Annotated in this window: 19 protein-coding genes; 15 read left to right on the forward strand and 4 right to left on the reverse strand. The window is 38.7% G+C overall.

What is annotated here, in order from left to right; all coding sequences use genetic code 11:
* Nucleotides 1–61: 61 nt before the first annotated feature.
* On the reverse strand, nt 62–826 hold the full coding sequence (gene fdhD, locus BMSHG_RS08650; RefSeq protein WP_019154049.1) for a formate dehydrogenase accessory sulfurtransferase FdhD: 765 nt from the start codon (nt 824–826) through the stop codon (nt 62–64).
* Nucleotides 827–1,582: 756 nt separating this feature from the next.
* On the opposite strand from fdhD, the gene pdxK reads away from it, so the two are divergent.
* From pdxK to bshB2, 3 genes are all read left to right on the forward strand, one after another.
* Complete coding sequence (gene pdxK, locus BMSHG_RS08655) at nt 1,583–2,401, forward strand: pyridoxine/pyridoxal/pyridoxamine kinase (RefSeq protein ID WP_019154050.1); 819 nt, start codon at nt 1,583–1,585, stop codon at nt 2,399–2,401.
* A 132-nt stretch (nt 2,402–2,533) separates the two neighbouring features.
* Nucleotides 2,534–2,881: a YojF family protein gene (locus tag BMSHG_RS08660; protein ID WP_019154051.1), complete on the forward strand. Its 348-nt coding sequence runs from the start codon at nt 2,534–2,536 to the stop codon at nt 2,879–2,881.
* A gap of 38 nt (nt 2,882–2,919) precedes the next feature.
* Nucleotides 2,920–3,588: a bacillithiol biosynthesis deacetylase BshB2 gene (gene bshB2, locus BMSHG_RS08665; protein ID WP_019154052.1), complete on the forward strand. Its 669-nt coding sequence runs from the start codon at nt 2,920–2,922 to the stop codon at nt 3,586–3,588.
* Between the two features lie 40 nt (nt 3,589–3,628).
* On the opposite strand, the gene BMSHG_RS08670 is transcribed toward bshB2, so the two are convergent.
* Nucleotides 3,629–4,084, reverse strand: coding sequence for an SRPBCC family protein (locus BMSHG_RS08670; RefSeq protein ID WP_019154053.1), 456 nt, complete (start codon nt 4,082–4,084; stop codon nt 3,629–3,631).
* A gap of 72 nt (nt 4,085–4,156) precedes the next feature.
* Complete coding sequence (locus BMSHG_RS08675) at nt 4,157–4,879, reverse strand: Crp/Fnr family transcriptional regulator (RefSeq protein WP_019154054.1); 723 nt, start codon at nt 4,877–4,879, stop codon at nt 4,157–4,159.
* 236 nt (nt 4,880–5,115) lie between these two features.
* Between BMSHG_RS08675 and BMSHG_RS08680 the strand changes: the two genes are divergently transcribed.
* The 12 genes from BMSHG_RS08680 (at nt 5,116) to BMSHG_RS28195 (ending at nt 15,762) form a co-directional block, all read left to right on the forward strand.
* On the forward strand, nt 5,116–5,568 hold the full coding sequence (locus tag BMSHG_RS08680) for a c-type cytochrome (protein WP_019154055.1): 453 nt from the start codon (nt 5,116–5,118) through the stop codon (nt 5,566–5,568).
* Nucleotides 5,569–5,607: 39 nt separating this feature from the next.
* Entirely contained in the window at nt 5,608–7,482 is a 1,875-nt protein-coding gene (nosZ, locus tag BMSHG_RS08685) for a Sec-dependent nitrous-oxide reductase (protein WP_019154056.1), read from the forward strand.
* A 65-nt stretch (nt 7,483–7,547) separates the two neighbouring features.
* Nucleotides 7,548–8,114, forward strand: a complete 567-nt coding sequence (locus BMSHG_RS08690; RefSeq protein ID WP_019154057.1) for a hypothetical protein — start codon at nt 7,548–7,550, stop codon at nt 8,112–8,114.
* Nucleotides 8,111–9,415, forward strand: a complete 1,305-nt coding sequence (gene nosD / locus BMSHG_RS08695; protein ID WP_019154058.1) for a nitrous oxide reductase family maturation protein NosD — start codon at nt 8,111–8,113, stop codon at nt 9,413–9,415. Before BMSHG_RS08690 ends, nosD begins: the two co-directional genes overlap by 4 nt.
* Nucleotides 9,416–9,429: 14 nt before the next feature.
* Nucleotides 9,430–10,227, forward strand: a complete 798-nt coding sequence (locus tag BMSHG_RS08700; RefSeq protein WP_019154059.1) for an ABC transporter permease — start codon at nt 9,430–9,432, stop codon at nt 10,225–10,227.
* The gene (locus tag BMSHG_RS08705) at nt 10,224–10,886 is read left to right on the forward strand and encodes an ABC transporter ATP-binding protein (RefSeq protein ID WP_019154060.1); all 663 of its coding nucleotides are present in this window, start codon (nt 10,224–10,226) and stop codon (nt 10,884–10,886) included. The genes BMSHG_RS08700 and BMSHG_RS08705 overlap by 4 nt, the downstream gene beginning before the upstream one ends.
* Entirely contained in the window at nt 10,883–11,782 is a 900-nt protein-coding gene (locus BMSHG_RS08710; RefSeq protein ID WP_019154061.1) for a FixH family protein, read from the forward strand. The genes BMSHG_RS08705 and BMSHG_RS08710 overlap by 4 nt, the downstream gene beginning before the upstream one ends.
* Nucleotides 11,783–11,904: 122 nt before the next feature.
* Nucleotides 11,905–12,636 carry an ABC transporter ATP-binding protein gene (locus tag BMSHG_RS08715; protein WP_019154062.1) on the forward strand — a complete coding sequence of 244 codons (732 nt, stop codon included), beginning with the start codon at nt 11,905–11,907 and terminating at the stop codon, nt 12,634–12,636.
* On the forward strand, nt 12,633–13,658 hold the full coding sequence (locus tag BMSHG_RS08720) for an ABC transporter permease (protein ID WP_019154063.1): 1,026 nt from the start codon (nt 12,633–12,635) through the stop codon (nt 13,656–13,658). Before BMSHG_RS08715 ends, BMSHG_RS08720 begins: the two co-directional genes overlap by 4 nt.
* Before the next feature lie 55 nt (nt 13,659–13,713).
* A complete protein-coding gene (locus tag BMSHG_RS08725) occupies nt 13,714–14,364 on the forward strand; it encodes a TetR/AcrR family transcriptional regulator (RefSeq protein WP_019154064.1) in 651 nt (216 codons plus the stop codon).
* Nucleotides 14,365–14,564: 200 nt separating this feature from the next.
* Nucleotides 14,565–15,584, forward strand: a complete 1,020-nt coding sequence (locus BMSHG_RS08730; protein ID WP_019154065.1) for a DUF3231 family protein — start codon at nt 14,565–14,567, stop codon at nt 15,582–15,584.
* Between the two features lie 28 nt (nt 15,585–15,612).
* Nucleotides 15,613–15,762 (forward strand): hypothetical protein, encoded by a 150-nt coding sequence (locus BMSHG_RS28195; RefSeq protein ID WP_154651048.1) that lies wholly within the window; start codon nt 15,613–15,615, stop codon nt 15,760–15,762.
* Between the two features lie 56 nt (nt 15,763–15,818).
* On the opposite strand, the gene BMSHG_RS08735 is transcribed toward BMSHG_RS28195, so the two are convergent.
* Nucleotides 15,819–16,877, reverse strand: coding sequence for a PQQ-dependent sugar dehydrogenase (locus tag BMSHG_RS08735; RefSeq protein ID WP_019154066.1), 1,059 nt, complete (start codon nt 16,875–16,877; stop codon nt 15,819–15,821).
* Nucleotide 16,878 lies beyond the last annotated feature (1 nt).

The following is a 16,878-nucleotide window of genomic DNA, read 5'->3' on the forward strand; positions in this document are numbered from 1 at the left end:
TTTTCATGAAGTATAGAAAATCCTACTATCACCTGATTAGAAAATTTCAGTAGAGAACGGCTTAGTTAGGATTAACCCCCACAGCTCTTTCTTCCAAGTCGTATATGACTCTTCCAAATGACGTATATTGAATCGCCATTCTTCCTCTTAAATAACCAACAACTTCAACATTTAAATATTTAGCAAGTTGAATGGCTTGTTTTGTAGCTGCAGTTCTAGATGCAACGACAGCGAATCCAAACTTCGCTGCTTTTGATAGCATTTCGTATGAGATTCTTCCTGTTGTTAACAGCAATAAAGAAGAAGGTTCTAGTTCATTTCGAATGGCATATCCGATAATTTTGTCGACTGCATTATGTCGTCCGATATCCTCACGAATCGTCATATCGCCATTTTCCTCGACAATGCAAGCTCCATGCATCCCACCTGATTCAAGGTAAAGCGGAGAATTTCTAGCAAACTCGCTTCGCTTTTTTAATAGATAAGTAAGTTGGTATGTTTTTCCTACCTCAACCTTGTTAAACGTTTTCACATCTGTCATGGAGAAGAATGTTACCCCTCTTCCACATCCAGCGGTGTAATGCTTCTTCTTCGAAAACATTTTCTCAGTATCAAAATCGGTTGCTAACGTGACATCGATGATTCCCGCTTCTTCATTAATAAGCACCTTTTTGATATCACTAGCTCGCTCAATCAATCCTTCAGAAAAAAGATATCCATAAACCCAATCCTCTAAATCCTGTTTAGTTAATTGAAAAATGGCAACCTCGAAACCATTGACTATAAGCGTAATAGGATATTCTTCTGGGCAGCCTTTCTGATTCATTACTAATCACCTCGCCAGCAAACCCTCTTGGTTCACTTGTTTATTTTAAAAAAACAGGTCCTTCGATTTCTGCGACAAATATCACAAGTTCTCTACTCCTGTTTACATAAAGATGAAGTTGAAGACGCATCATTTCATTAAATGGTTTTCATTCCATTTCACCTTCATTTTTAACGAGAAATACGAACATGATTTCATTAAACTATTAAAAATAAAGGTAATTATACGAATGTTACTAGATTGAATAGTTCCATCGTTCGCCTTATGCTTAACTTTTAAAATCATAAAAACGACTCAATTGTGAAAATAAAATATGTCGATTTAGTGACATTTTCTTTCCTAGCAAAATTTAATGTTTCGTTTATGTGTCTAGAATGTTAACAACCGTATAAAACGAAAGTGTTGCGGACAATGTTTTAATATAACCATTGTTTTAATAGTGCTATTAAAGAATGTTACGATCGTAGCTTAAAACTTATCGGTTATTTATTCTGTAACTTTCCTCACACCTACATAGTGGAAAATAACTTCCTTACACCCCAATAATAAACCACCTGACGACCTTGTTAATGTTGTAAATGTGACATTCCTGCGTCTTCACAAAATGTTCAAAACATTAAATTTTTGCAGTGTGTAATTTTTGCCATTTTTTAAATTTTCATAGTTTCTTGCCCACTAGGTCCGTAACAAAATTGATTAACCTCTTTCTTTGATATAAAATGGAAAACAAAAAGACTTCATTAGGGGGCAACTACAATGTCAATGAAAAAAGCTTTAACCATCGCAGGTTCGGACACAAGCGGCGGTGCTGGAATTCAAGCCGATTTAAAAACATTCCAAGAACTTGATGTTTTTGGCATGTCTGCCATCAATGTTATCGCGACAATGGATCCTAAAAATAACTGGCGCCACAGCGTTTTTCCTCTTTCGATCGAATCCTTTGAAGCTCAGCTGGAAACTGTGTTTTCAGTGAACCTTGATGCTTTGAAAACGGGAATGCTCGCCAATGTGGAAGTCATTGATCGAATCGCAAAGGCTATTGATGAACACGGAGTAAAAAATGTAGTGATTGATCCAGTGATGGTCTGTAAAGGTGAGGATGAAGTATTAAATCCTGAGAATGCGACTGCGCTTCGTGACGTCCTTGTGCCACGTGCTTTAGTTGTAACACCGAATTTATTTGAGGCATCCCAACTTGCGGGAACTGCTCCGATCAAAACGATCGATGATATGAAAGAAGCTGCTGCTAAAATTCATGCTCTTGGAGCGAAATATGTCCTTATTAAAGGTGGAAATAAACTAGACTATGACAAAGCTGTAGACTTGCTGTTTGATGGGGAAGAGTACAAGCTTTATGAAAGTGAAAAAATTAACACAACGTATGTACATGGAGCGGGATGCTCATATTCTGCTGCCATTACGGCTGAATTAGCAAAAGGAAAATCGGTTTTAGAAGCAATTGAACTTGCAAAAGAGTTTGTTACAGCGGCTATTCGCCACGGCTTTAAATTAAATGAATATGTTGGTCCAACCATGCACGGTGCCTACCGAACTTATGGTGTAGAGGCAAAATAATTTGATGAAACAGAGCTGAGAGGCTCTGTTTTTTCATGTTTTAAACATCACTGTAAGCCAACTATTTCTTTTTTTGCGTTTATTTTAGTAGAATAAATGTACGTTAGGATGTTTTAAAGGAGGTATTCTACATTGGAACCTGTAAAGATGGAATCCGTACAAAATGAACTAAATCGTTTGGCTAATCAAGAGGTATATATCCATCTTGAAACGACAAATGGAGCCTATGCATCCCATCATGATGAATCGTTTTTTTCATCAGGGGCTTACATCCGCAATGCAAAGTTAACGTATACACTTGGGAAAATAACGGGCCCGAACCCATATCGTGTCGGCTTGAAATTAGATATTGGTTGGGTGTACGCGGAAGGAATTACACACTTTGAAGTGGACGATAAAGGAAGATTACTTTTAGCCGGTCACGACTTTCAAGGCAAGCTCGCTGTAGCCTTAGAGATCAGTCAAACCCCATTTGAATAGTCATAAGGAAGGAATACATAAGGAAGGAGACAATTTTTATGGAAAAAGAACGGCAATTATTAGTTATTTTCCCTCATCCTGATGATGAGGCATTTGGTGTTTCCGGTACGATTGCCTCTCATATTAGCAATGGAACACCGGTCACATATGCATGTCTAACATTAGGAGAAATGGGAAGAAATATGGGGAACCCTCCTTTCTGTAATCGAGAATCACTCCCATATATAAGAAAGCAAGAGCTACAAGATGCTGCCAACGTGTTAGGCATTACTGATTTAAGAATGTTAGGATATCGTGATAAAACAGTTGAATTTGAGGATCAAGAAAAGTTGGTCAGTCATTTTGCTTCCATTATAGACGAGGTTAACCCGTCGTTGATTATTAGTTTTTATCCCGGATATTCTGTTCACCCAGATCATGATGCAACAGGAGCAGCAGTTGTCGAGGCTGTAAAAAGGATGCCAAAAGAAAACAGACCGAAATTAAATTTAGTAGCCTTTTCTAAAAATTGTATCGATGAATTAGGCGAACCAGATATTGTTCATGATGTTCATGAATTTATAACAACAAAGCTCGCCACAATTAAAGCTCATCGTTCGCAAACCCAGCTCATGGTTGCTGATGCAGAAGAAAAGCTCAAACAAAATGATCCACAAATCATCGCATGGCTACAAAACGAGCGCTTCTGGACGTATACGATAGACTAAATTCAAAAGAGAATGATGAACAAGGTCAAATGTTACGACCTTATTCACCATTCTCTTCTTTTTTCCCTTCCAATTCTTCCTGCAAATATTGAAGCAAATAACCATCTTCTTGCTTTAAAATTTTCACAAGCGCACGCCTTGAGAAGAAGCTGAATAATCCTCTGATTTTAACATCGGCTTCAAATTGAACTTGAGTACCTTCCTCAATCGCATCAAAGAAATATGTATAGATAATCGTGATTCCACCTGCAACACTTTTCGTTTGATAGATTTGCTTGGGTACAAATTCTGTGATGTCAATTTCCGCTTTCGTCTCTCTCCCTCGTACATTCCTTGTTTCAACTAACTTCGTACCTTTTTCAATCGGTCCATCTGTTATTTTCTCTAACTTGACCACATTTGGCATGATCGCCGGAATGTTTTCCAAAGTTAAAAGATACTCAAAAACTTCCTCAACTGGCTTACGAATTATAATGCTTGATTGAAAATCCGCCATCCTGCAACCTCATCTTTCAATATTGATAAGATTATCGTCTCAAAGAATGTTTGTCGTCGTCAAGTGAGTCTTCTACATTAATTTATTTTTGTACACCGCACAAAATTTACACCAATCTGTGATAATAATATGCTTTTGTCTAATATCGATCAGGCCATCATTCCTTAATTTTGAGAATACACGACTCACACTCTCTCGTGAGGTACCAATTAAGGTTGAAAATTCCTGAATCGTTAAAGGGATCTCAATATGCATTCGATTACATCGATTTGCACCAAATTTTTCTGCTAACCGATTGAGCGTTTTCATCGTTTTTGTATACACATCAAGGAGGGCAATATCTCTCATAACGGAGGTCAAGTCACGAAGCGCTTCTCCCATATACCGTATCATCTGTACTGCCAGATCTGGATTCATCAAAAGCTCTTGTTCAAAGTCATCTGTATCAAGGAAATAAATTTCTCCGGCTTTAATCATCGTACCTGTAGCTGGGTACGTTTGTTCACCGTAATTAAACAAACATGCCTCGGCAAAAATATCCCCTTTTTTCTTCATACAGACGATCAGTTCATCCCCTTGCTCATTCTGTTTAGTAAGTTTCACCATTCCTGAATGAACGAAAAATACCCCCTTGGCTCTTTCGTATTCAGATATAATCATTTCACCCTTTTGAAAAGTCAATTTTTTAATTCGTTTATCAATTATGTGCAAAGATTGTGGAGGCAGATCTTTAAATACATCTACTTTACTTAGAAATTCATGGAACGGGGCAGCTTCGATCCCACTGTCTTCCATCTCATAACCCCCCTATATGGTTTACTCTATTCTAGAAAATTTAACAGTGTAAGAATGTGCAAAAAATCACATTATTTACGTTATTTCCCAAACCTAAAATAAAGGGGATTCATAAAGCTATTCACACAATTTTCACAAAGCACCTCCCCCCATGTGAAGAGAATCACACCTGGGCCTAGTTTGAATGGATAGGATGAAAATGTAATTAAATCACCATTTTGCAAGGGGGGAGAATTTTGAAGAAGTCCATTATCCATTTTGTTATTAGTGCCATAGTTGGTCTTGGTTTAGGCTATCTTGTTTTTGAGGTTATTGCTGATAACGGCGGTGATACCAGTACCAACATGACGCAAGAAGAAGCGAAAGAAACTGCCTCTGAGGGAAATAAAAAAGAGGAAACGGTCGAACCGACTGAAACTTCAAATGCTTCTGAAGGAGAAAGCATTTTGCAAACAAAGGGTTGTCTCGGTTGTCATGCAGCTGAAGGGTTAAATCTCGAAGGTGGAGCGACTGGCCCAGACTTGTCTCAAGCCTATAACAATGTAGAAGGCAAACATGGAAAGCCACTTCAAGAATTCCTAAAGGAACCTACATCTGCCGTCATGTCAACGGTTATCGGTGGTAATCCTTTATCTGATGAGGAAGTCGAGCAAATTGTTGCGGAATTAAAGAAAGCTTCTGAACAGTAATACATGCAAATTTCATAATAAAGGAAGGTGTTTATACACATGAAAAAATGGATACCTGCCGCGTCTGGTTTAGCTGCTGGTTTCTTAGCAGCGACGGTATTTTTCGCAGATTTTTCAGCAGGACCGACTGGCAATGCCACGTCTGATTCGGCGAATAAAACAAATGCTGAAAAGGTTTATGTTCCATTTGGGGAAAAAGATGAATATTACTTATTCGCCTCTGGCGGTCATTCTGGACAAATGTTCATTTATGGAGTTCCATCCATGCGTCATATTCGCACAGTCCCTGTCTTTTCACCCGATTCAGCAACTGGATATGGGTTTGACAACCATACAAAAGAGTTAATGGGTGACTATTCATGGGGAGACCTCCACCATCCCGCTTTCTCTGAAACAGAGGGAGATTATGACGGGAAATATATGTTTGCTACGGATGTAGCGAATAGTCGGGCCGCAGTCATGGATTTAGAAACATTTACAGTTAAAGATATTTTGAATGTTCCAAACACCTCTGGTCCACACTGTGCCGCATTTGTCACAGAAAACACAGAGTATATGTTCCTGCCAACGCGTTTCTCTGTCCCTATCGGAAGTGAATATGCTGAACTTGACAACTATAGTGAGCAATATCGCGGAGTGATGTCAGCTGTTACGTTTGATGAAGAAAAGGAAAAGTTAAATGTTGCGTATCAAGTAGCCTTACCGCCTTGGTCTTATGACCTTTCTGACGCTGGTAAGAAACTGTCAGCTGATTGGGCCGTTATGACGACTTACAATACGGAAGAAGCGACAACAAACTTAGAAATCAATGCGTCTCAAGCAGATCGTGACTATATTGTATTATTCAACTGGAAAGAGCTTGAGCAAAAAATTGCCGACGGCGAATATGACGAAGTAACAGGTCAAAAAATGATTTTTCCTGAAAAGCACAAAGGCGGAATTTATTTAGTTCCTGTCGCCAAATCTCCACACGGGGTTGATGTTACACCAGATGGGGAGCACTTTATTGCCTCTGGTAAGCTTGCCCCTGCAATGACAGTGTTCTCTTTTGAAAAGGCTTTTGCAGCGATTGAAAATGGAGAATTCGATGGAGAGCGAAACGGAATCCCTATTCTAAATTATGAATCTGTCATGGAAAGAGAAGTAAACCCTGAAAATGCTCTTGGACCACTTCACACTCAATTTGATGATGAAGGAATGGCCTACACAACCATGTTTATTTCATCCGAAATTGTCAAATGGGACCCGTCTACTGGTGAAACATTAGACCGCGTTCCTGTTCAATACTCTCCTGGTCATGCTGTTGCCGCAGAGGGAGATACAGTAGCACCAGATGGAAAATACATTATTGCCCTAAACAAAATTGCCAAGGATAGTTATTTATCAGTTGGACCTTCCCATCCAGAATCGATGCAGCTTATCGATTTAGCAGGAGACAAGATGGAAATCATCCAGTCTGCACCCGTCAATCCTGAACCACATTATGCACAAATGATTAAAGCAGACAAAATCAATACCATCACGGTCTATGAAAAAGATGAAAGCAACCCTGACGCCGTTTACAACCAAGAGGATGCAAAAATTGTCCGCAACGGAAATGAAGTTCACGTCTACGGAATTGCGATGCGTTCGAAATTTATTTTTGATGCCAATGCCGAACGTCCTGACGTCATTGAAGTAAATGAAGGAGATAAAGTCATCATTCACTTAACCAATATTGATTTCGACCAAGATATCACCCACGGATTTGCCATTAATCAATATGATTTAAATATGGAAGTTCAGCCTGGACAAACGAATACGATTGAATTCACAGCAAACAAGGCTGGAACGTACCCACTTTACTGTACAAACTTCTGTTCTGCCTTACACCAAGAAATGTCAGGCTATTTCCTTGTTAAACCGAAGAATTAAGGAAAAATAGGGGGAGCATTTACATATGATTCCCCCTTTAAAGCGAAAAGAAAGAAGTGTTTACGATGAATAGACAACGCCTTTCTCTTTTTTCATCCATGCTCATGGTTGTCTCAGCGATATTAGTCATTTTATCGCTCTTCTTCCCATGGTGGCGAATGGAATTTTTTGCTCCTCAATATCCAGAGGGGCTAAATATTATCGTCTACCCTGATCATTTAGAAGGGGAATTAGACCAAATTAATGGACTGAATCATTATATTGGGATGGCGCAATTTAGCGAAGCAAGCTTTCCCGAATTACAGTACCTTCCTTATGTAATTGGTGGACTTTCTGTACTCGTCTTACTAGGTGCGGTTCTCCGTAAAAGGGGCTATTTAGTAAGCCTTATTGGCCTTTTTATCATTGGCGGTGCAGTTGGAGTATGGGATTTATGGTCAGCACTCAAAGACTATGGAACCAACTTAGATCCGATGGCTCCCATTGAAATGGAACCCTTCGTTCCGCCGATTATCGGAGAAAATGTGATTGCTAATTTTACCACCTATAGCCTGTTAGGAATCGGGACTTACTTGGTCATTGCGGCCTTTATTTTGCTACTCATTCCTTTATGGAAGGATCGAAAACAATGAAAAAGCTGACGTTCTTATTTTTCATCATCACTATGAGTCTTATGGCTGCGCCTCAGGTAGGCTCAGCTGCAAACGATCTTCAACAAATGATCGACTTACTAGAGGATGGCGACAGATTACAACTGGAAAATAAGACGTATGAAGGCAATATTACGATCGATAAATCAATTGAAGTCATTGGACAGAAGAACACGGTTATTAAAGGGAATGGAACAGGAAATGTCATTTCCATCCATGCTCCAAATGTAACCATCCGGAATATAGCTGTGACTGGCGGCAGCATGAATCGAAATAGCTCTGAGGAATATGCAGGAATAAAGCTGTACTCTGATCATAATGTGATTGATGGTGTAATTATTAAACACTCTTTTCACGGTATTTACCTTAGTCAATCCCATCATAATATCATTGAAAATAGTCAAGTCACTGGCGTTGGTAAAGGAGAAATTGCCGGTCAAGGGAACGGACTCCATATTTACTATTCCAATGATAATCTTTTGAAAAATAATATCGTTAAAGGTTCTAGAGACGGAATGTTTTTTGATTATGCCAATGAAAATGAGATTGTCGATAATACGATCAGCAACACCCGCTATGGACTCCACTATATGTATTCAGATGATAATTTTTTCAAAGGGAATACGTTTACGATGAATACAGGTGGAGCTGCAATTATGCATTCCAACGGGATTCGCCTTGAGAAAAATCGTTTTATTTTCAACTTTGGCCATAAATCGTTTGGTCTCCTCCTTTTATCATCAAGAGATACGACCATTTTAGACAATACGTTCTCCCTCAACCAAAGAGGGTTATATATTGATCAAGCAACAGGAAGTGTTATCAAACATAATCAAATTTTAAAAAACCAAGTCGGGATTGAGCTATGGGCGAGTTCGAATGAGCAAATCTTCTCTTTAAATGAAATCGAAGAAAATACCATTCCAGTTGCGAGCCTTGGTGGAGAGGGAAGAAATAGCTGGAGTGAAAACGGGATTGGAAATCATTGGGGGAAATCATTTCCGATGCTTGATTTGAATCAGGACGGGATTGGAGACGAGAGCATTGTCTATCAATCTTCACTCCACGAGCTCATTGAAGATCAGGAACTGGTCTATCTGTTTTTGAAAAGTCCAGCTATTGCGATCTACGAGGAAATGAATCAGTTTTTTCATAAAGAGAAAACGATGTTCACCGACCCTTATCCGATTGTACAGGAGCATGAATCGAAAATGTCATGGGTCATTCTTGTCGGGGCTCTGTTGATTGCAGCCTATCTCTATCAAAAAAAGAAACTATTATAAGGGAGACAACAGCTATGCATTATATTTGGAAGGAATGGAAGGAAAACATAAAAGGAAAAGGGCTTTGGCTTTCATTTGCCATGATTGTTCTTGTTTCAATTGGTTTATTATTCCGCTCCTCTGCTCTTTCCTTTGATCAAGGGTTCTATATTCTTTTGATTAATTTATTTGATGCATTTGTCTATTTTATCCCGATACTATGCCTATTTTTAGGCGCCTTTTCCTTATTTCAAGAAAAAGAACAAAAGACCTTAATCATGCTATTAACGAGGGGCGATCATTATACAAGCTTTCTCTTTAAAAAGAGCATCGCCATCCAAACGGTTTTAATTGGACCGATTCTTTTATGGTTCTTTCTTTACTTCATTCCTTTAAAGTTCTTCTTTCAGACTAACGGAATGTCCTACCTTGCATTTGTGCTTGCTATCGCAAGTCTTGTTCTCGTATTTACCCAAATCGGGATCTTCATAGGAAGTATGAGTCGCTCACGAATGCAAATTGTCGGATTTGTGATCGGAATCTGGTTCTACTATTTTTTCTTGCATGATTTTCTTTTACTGTCCTTATTAAGCGAGGTTACCTACGAAAATGTGAAACTATTCTCTAGCTTTTACTTTTTGAATCCATTACAAGCTGCGAGGATTTTCCTTGAATCAGCACTTGGTGTATACTCCTTTGATCATATGTCAAAGCTTCTTCAATCATTTATGTGGATAAAGCCAGCTCTATTCTTGAGCAGCAATGTGTTACTCGGATTACTAGTCTCATTTGGAATTGGAGTTGCTTTTCAGCGGAAGGAGGGGTCACAGTGATTGAAGTTTCGAATCTCTATCAATCGTTTGGAAAAAAGCGAGTCCTTCATGATGTGCATTTGAAAATGGAGAAAAATGAAATCTGTGCACTTGTTGGACGAAACGGGGCAGGAAAATCAACTTTTATTAATAGTCTTCTTGGCATCCTTCCAGTTAAACAAGGATTGATCAAAATAAATGGGGAAGTCACAAGGCGAGTCAGTCACCATATTGCCTACCTGCCAGAAAAATTTATGCTCTATCCTTCCTTATCAGGCATGGACAATATGCGCTTCTTTGCAAAAGTTGGCTCAAGGAGCTTTGATGATGGAAAAATGGAAGAGCTTTTAAAAGCGGTGAATCTTTGGGAGGAACGCCACACTGTCATTAACGCTTATTCAAAGGGCATGCTTCAAAGACTTGGACTTGCGATAACACTATATCAGGATTCTCAAATCCTCGTCTTAGATGAACCGACAAGCGGGCTTGATCCGATTGGGAGAAAAGAAGTTCTAGACACCTTAAAGTCTTTAAAGGAGAAAACGATTCTAGTATCTTCCCATCATTTAGATGAGATTAAACAGCTATGTACCCATGTGGCATTTTTAGAAAACCAACAAATCATGAAATACACCGTAGAAGAGTTCCTTCAAATTCAAAAATTAGGAGAGAATGAATGATGAAAAAGATATTATTCACCTTCGTCGCCTTGCTTTTTCTACTGTCAGCTTGTAATCAAAATTCGATTAGCGTCGAAATAGAGAAAGAGTTATATTTCCAAAAAGATCACACTTCTGAATTTGTTATTAAAGTTGCCGACGACAATGGTCCTATTACAGGTTTAGAGATCAACGCAGACCTCACTATGAGCGATATGGATCACGGGCAGGTAGAAGTAACTTTCGAGGAATTAGGAGAAGGGGTTTATTCAACCGAAGTCGAATTATCAATGGCAGGCAAATGGGAGATTGTTTTCTCATTTGAGCATAATGGCAAACCGATTGAAAAAGTCATCACGTATGAAGTGAAAGAAGCTAGTGGTGTCGCTAAAATCAACGGAGAATGGGTTATGAATGACGATTTAGATTTCTATCAATTTATTAATGAACTGCATATTGCGATCAATCGTGAAGAGGACAAAAGTAAATATGAAGGGGAAGAACTTGAAGAGGCATTCGCTTATTGGGACGGCCAAGAAAAATTAAACCAGGATCGAAACCAACTTCTAACTCAAATAATCCGCCTTCGTTCCATGGCCTTGCTCAGTATAGAAAAAGGGCATGAAGCGTCAAAAGAGGAGATAGATGGCGAGGTTAAAAATGTTCGTGCTCAATATGAAGCTGTTCCAGTTGCGCAAAAAATGATTTCAGAATATGGGGATGAGAAATTTTGGAATAAAGAGCAGCAACAATACGAGCTTATCGTCCTCTCGCAAAAAGTTCAAAATGATTTAATTAATCAAGTGCGAGAAGAAAATCCCGATGTCAATGATCAAGAAATTCTCTACCTTGCTCAAAAAAAGTATGAAGAACTCCTCGTTTCACAAGTCAATTCATTGGAAATCGAGATCTTTTAGCCCTGTCCTTCAGCAGGGTTTATTTTTTTATAACTTAATGTGATTACTCACTTTACAAATAACACTCTCCGATTTATGATGATAGTGAGTGATTACTCACTTTTATATAAGGAGTGGTAAAAATGTGTTCAAACGACGTAATTGTATCGGTCCAGCATGTTTCAAAGGCGTTCGGAAAGCAGGAAGTGTTAAACGATATTTCCTTAGACATTTACAAAGGAGAAATATTCGGCTTACTCGGACCTTCAGGAGCGGGAAAAACGACATTAGTGAAAATGCTGACAGGATTAGACGTATCAAATAGTGGCGAAAATTTTCTTTTTCAAGAAAAAATGCCTTCCTTAAAACTAATTGAGCGAATGGGGTACATGGCTCAATCAGACGCCCTATACGGAGAATTAACCGCTAAAGAAAATCTAGAATTTTTTGGAGCACTTTTCGGCCTAAAAGGAAAACCGTTGCAACATAGAATCGGCAAAGTCATGGACGTTGTTGAGCTCAGCGAACATTTGCATAAAACGGTCCACCATTATTCAGGAGGAATGAAGCGAAGATTATCACTTGCGATCGCTTTACTCCATGAGCCGGAACTATTAATCCTCGATGAACCGACAGTTGGAATCGATCCTGTTTTACGAAAAAGTATTTGGGATGCGTTCTATGACTTAAATGAAAAAGGAACGACGATTATCGTCACCACTCATGTCATGGGTGAGGCAGAAAAATGTCATCGATTAGCGATGATTCGCAGCGGTGGAGTCATCGCTGTCGGGACTCCTGAAGAGTTAAAAGAAAGAACCAATTCCTCTTCCATAGAAGAAGCATTCTTAGTATATGGTGGTGTAAAAGCATGAGAGTAAAAGCACTAGTCATCCGCATTTTACGCCAAATCATTCGTGATAAGAGAACACTGGGATTGCTTATTTTTGCTCCGATTCTTATTTTAACAATGCTTCATCTTGTTTTTAATGGAGACGATTATGTTCCAAAGGTCGGTTTGGTTGAGATCCCTGAGGCTCTCGAAGAACAACTAGATTTAGACGATGCTGGGATAACAAAATATCCAGATGTCGAGTCTGCCACCGAAGATATCGAGAAGCAATTGATAGATGGCTATATTTCATTTAAAAACTCAAGTCCTTCCATTGTCTTAGAAGGTAGTGATCCAAATGTCAATGGCGCTACGATAAAATGGCTTCAGAAAGCTTTTAAACCTGTACAACCAGAGGGCCCAAATGATCTCGAGATGGAGTTTGTCCACGGTTCAGAGGATATGAATCAGTTTGATTATTTTGGTCCAGTATTACTAGGATTTTTTATTTTCTTTTTCGTCTTTTTGATTGCCGGTGTCTCTTTTTTAAGAGAACGAACCACTGGTACGCTTGAGCGATTATTATCGAGCCCTTTACGAAAATGGGAAATTGTTGTTGGCTATATTTTGGGGTTTGGTCTGTTTACAATGATTCAAGCCACGATCATTGCCTCTTACGCTATTTATGTATTAGGGATGCTCATGGAAGGGGCCTTTATTTACGTCCTTTTGATTACGTTAGCTCTTTCTTTCACCGCTTTGACTCTAGGAACGTTATTATCTGCTTTCGCCAATAATGAACTGCAAATGATTCAGTTTATTCCGATTGTCATTGTTCCGCAGGTCTTTTTCTCAGGTCTCTTTAACCTAGAAACAATTTCGGATTGGTTAAACTGGATTGGCCCATTAACCCCTCTTTACTACGCAGCAGATGCTTTGCGAAATGTGATGGTCAGAGGATATGGATGGGGAGATATCTATATAAATATCCTTGTACTCCTTGGTTTTTCAGTTTTATTTATGTTCTTGAATATCGTTGCACTTCGAAAATACCGAAAGATTTAGCATCTCTACTTATAATCCATTAGAATAAGAGTATAAAGCATTAAAGGAGTTTAAAATGAACGGTCCAGATAATCTTATTGAGGAAATTTTTGAACAAAGTGATGAACTTACGGAGAAGCAGAAAAAGATCATTCTTGCCGCTATTCAGGCTTTTGCCGAAAAGGGGTATGCTTCTACATCAACAAGCGAAATAGCGAGAAACGCAGGTGTTGCAGAAGGAACGATCTTTCGCCATTATAAAACGAAAAAGGATTTGCTCTATTCCATTATAGAGCCGATGGTGAAAAAATTTATTGCTCCATTTGTTATTAAAGACATGGAAAAGGTATTAAACGAGAAGCATGCTACATTTGAAGATTTCTTGAGAGCAATGATCGAAAATCGCATCAAATTCCTATCGAAAAATATGCTGCTCTTTAAAATTCTGATTCAGGAAATTCCTTTTCAGCCAGAACTGAAGGGGTTATTTAAAGAACATATTGGAACAAAAGTCATTGCACGTTTCTCACAAGTTGTTGAGCACTACCAAGAAAAAGGTCAGCTCATCGATTTGCCTCCCTTTAGTATCATTCGACTGACTGCGTCTGCTATATTTGGATACATTATTGTTCGCAACCTTCTTTTACCTGAGCTAGATTGGGATGATAAAGCAGAAATCGATCGGACGATTCAAATGATTATGCACGGGATTTCGGCAGAGACGTAAGGAAAATGCGTTCACCGAACATTACATTTCCCCAAACATAGAGCCTGTATCTTAGATGATATTTGTAATCATAGATACAGGTTCTTTTCATTTCTTTGTATACTATCTGTTTCTTTAAAACTTCGCTTTACTGAATACTATTTCTCATTCTAGAAACAATATAATTAAAAAAAATTATGCAATAGAAGGGGACTTACTGCATGCCAACTAACAAGATTCTTCTTACATCATCCGAACTTGCTGCACTTTGGACGTCCTATATGCAAAATAGTATGTCGATTCAATTTTTGAGCTTTTTATTAAATACGATTGAAGATCCAGAGGGAAAAGAGATTGTTGAAAAGGGATATCGCATTTCATCTACACATCTAGCACAAATAACCGACATGTTTCAGGCGGAGAATATACCGATTCCTACGGGGTTTACTGATCATGATGTGAACATAAATGCACCTCGCTTATATTCGGATACATTTATGATGACTTATTTAAATCATATGTCTAAAACTGGTATGCTCGGTTATAGTAGTTTTTTAAGCATGAGTACGAGAAATGACATTCGGAAAATATTCAAGGATGTCCTTTTTATGACCTCTGATTTATTTGATGAAAGTTCTAAAATACTCCTTGAAAAAGGATTATATGTCCGCTCTCCTTATATCAATTACCCCACAGAAAAAGATTTTATTGATAGTAAAAGTTATTTAAGTGGACTGAATCCATTCTCGAATAAACGACCATTAAATGCCGTAGAATTAGCTCATTTACATACAAATATCCAAACGAACATTATGGGGACTAAACTATCAATAAGCTTTGCCCAATCTTCTCCAACAAAAGAAGTGCAAAAATTAATGTTTAGAGGGAAAGAGATTTCTGAAAAGCATGTGGAAATTTTTACAGACATTTTACTCGACAATCATACTCAGCCTCCCCTTTCATCGGATGTTGCCGTAACGAATTCAACAACACAAGTATTTTCCGATAAACTTATCCTTTTCCATCAATGCATGCTAACCGCTTTAGGTAGCGGTAATTATGCAACCGCAGCCGCAGCAAGTCAAAGAAATGATTTAATCGTGAACTATGAACGGCTTTCACTTGAAATTGGACAGTATGCAAAAGATATTGCCAATTTCATGATTGAAAATAAATGGCTTGAACAACCACCAGGAACGATTGATGTTGAAAAATTAGCACAGAATAAGAAGGGGAATTAATCTCTAATTTTAAAAAAAAGGTGATTACATGTTTAACTTTCAAATACGTCGATTACTGATCGCCAGCACGATTTTATCAACCCTTTTTAGCTTCGTCGTAATTGCGCTTACGGTGTACCACCATTTCACCATCACTGATATGCTAAGCTCTATAAAGGAAAAGAAGCACTCTGAATAAGAGAGCTTCTTTTTCATTTGCTGTTTTCGTAAATGTTGACGGAAAGAGCCTTTCCCTTACATCTTATTTAATTCAACTTTATATAACCGATCATCGCCATCTTCAGGATTACCTCGACCATCTGTATTATTAGATACGAAGTAAAGGATGCCTTCTTCAATATAAATATCCCGAACTCTTCCTACACCTGAAACGACCTCTTTTGTCTCTTTCGTTTCAAGATCGAACTCACGAACGGCGTTCCCCCTCAAGGTTGCCACATAGAGCTTTCCATCATAATAGGCCATCCCCGATGGTGCCCAAGTCATGTCTGAACCAGATTGATAAAGGGGCGATTCCACACCTTCCTGCTTTTCATCTCCAACAATCGCCGGCCAGCCATAATTGCCAGCTGCTTTGATAAGATTAATTTCATCATGGGCAGATGGACCGTGCTCACTCGCATAGAGCATTCCATCATCCGTCCAAGTAAGCCCTTGTGGGTTACGGTGCCCATAGCTATAGACATAGGAATCATCAAAAGGATTATCTTCAGGAATCGATCCATCTAAATTCAAACGCAGAATTTTTCCACCTAATGACTGAACATCTTGTGCAATTTCAGGATCGGTCGCAGCATCGCCAGTTGTTGCATACAATTTGTCATCAGGTCCAAACTTTAAGCGTCCTCCGTGATGATACTGTCCACTTGGAACTCGGTCCAAAAGTAGCTTTTCTTCCTTCCAAACGTCGTCTTTTAAGGTTAGCGTGACAATCCGATTATATTGCCCGGAATCGTCCTTATAGGTGTAATAAGCAAATGCCATCTTTGTTTTTGCAAAATCAGGGGCAAGAACAAAACCGAGAAGTCCTGCTTCTGCTGCAGTTGCTAATGACTTCTTCAACTCCACCTTTTGTCTGGACTGAGTATCACCCTCGATTTTCATGACCGTTCCACTTCGTTCACTAATATAAAACGTTGAATTTATTTGATTAATAGCCCATGGAATTTGTAGGTTCTCAGCCACTATCTCAACGCTCGTATTTTTGACGGCTACCTCTTCACTTTCATGATCATTTCCACCTGAACATGAAGCCAAAATCAAAACCAATAACAATAGGATTCCTTTTTTCATC

This window comes from Robertmurraya massiliosenegalensis JC6 (genome assembly GCF_000311725.1).
Taxonomy (GTDB): Bacteria; Bacillota; Bacilli; order Bacillales; family Cytobacillaceae; genus Robertmurraya; species Robertmurraya massiliosenegalensis.

Coding starts and splice junctions, on each gene's coding strand:
- BMSHG_RS08675 (WP_019154054.1), bottom strand. CDS start 4,879: ATGGAAGACAGTGGGATCGAAGCTGCCCCGTTCCATGAATTTCTAAGT.
- BMSHG_RS08690 (WP_019154057.1), top strand. CDS start 7,548: ATGAATAGACAACGCCTTTCTCTTTTTTCATCCATGCTCATGGTTGTC.
- nosD (WP_019154058.1), top strand. CDS start 8,111: ATGAAAAAGCTGACGTTCTTATTTTTCATCATCACTATGAGTCTTATG.
- pdxK (WP_019154050.1), top strand. CDS start 1,583: ATGTCAATGAAAAAAGCTTTAACCATCGCAGGTTCGGACACAAGCGGC.
- nosZ (WP_019154056.1), top strand. CDS start 5,608: ATGAAAAAATGGATACCTGCCGCGTCTGGTTTAGCTGCTGGTTTCTTA.
- BMSHG_RS08725 (WP_019154064.1), top strand. CDS start 13,714: ATGAACGGTCCAGATAATCTTATTGAGGAAATTTTTGAACAAAGTGAT.
- BMSHG_RS08730 (WP_019154065.1), top strand. CDS start 14,565: ATGCCAACTAACAAGATTCTTCTTACATCATCCGAACTTGCTGCACTT.
- bshB2 (WP_019154052.1), top strand. CDS start 2,920: ATGGAAAAAGAACGGCAATTATTAGTTATTTTCCCTCATCCTGATGAT.
- BMSHG_RS08735 (WP_019154066.1), bottom strand. CDS start 16,877: ATGAAAAAAGGAATCCTATTGTTATTGGTTTTGATTTTGGCTTCATGT.
- BMSHG_RS08700 (WP_019154059.1), top strand. CDS start 9,430: ATGCATTATATTTGGAAGGAATGGAAGGAAAACATAAAAGGAAAAGGG.
- fdhD (WP_019154049.1), bottom strand. CDS start 826: ATGAATCAGAAAGGCTGCCCAGAAGAATATCCTATTACGCTTATAGTC.
- BMSHG_RS08715 (WP_019154062.1), top strand. CDS start 11,905: ATGTGTTCAAACGACGTAATTGTATCGGTCCAGCATGTTTCAAAGGCG.
- BMSHG_RS08710 (WP_019154061.1), top strand. CDS start 10,883: ATGATGAAAAAGATATTATTCACCTTCGTCGCCTTGCTTTTTCTACTG.
- BMSHG_RS08720 (WP_019154063.1), top strand. CDS start 12,633: ATGAGAGTAAAAGCACTAGTCATCCGCATTTTACGCCAAATCATTCGT.
- BMSHG_RS08670 (WP_019154053.1), bottom strand. CDS start 4,084: ATGGCGGATTTTCAATCAAGCATTATAATTCGTAAGCCAGTTGAGGAA.
- BMSHG_RS28195 (WP_154651048.1), top strand. CDS start 15,613: ATGTTTAACTTTCAAATACGTCGATTACTGATCGCCAGCACGATTTTA.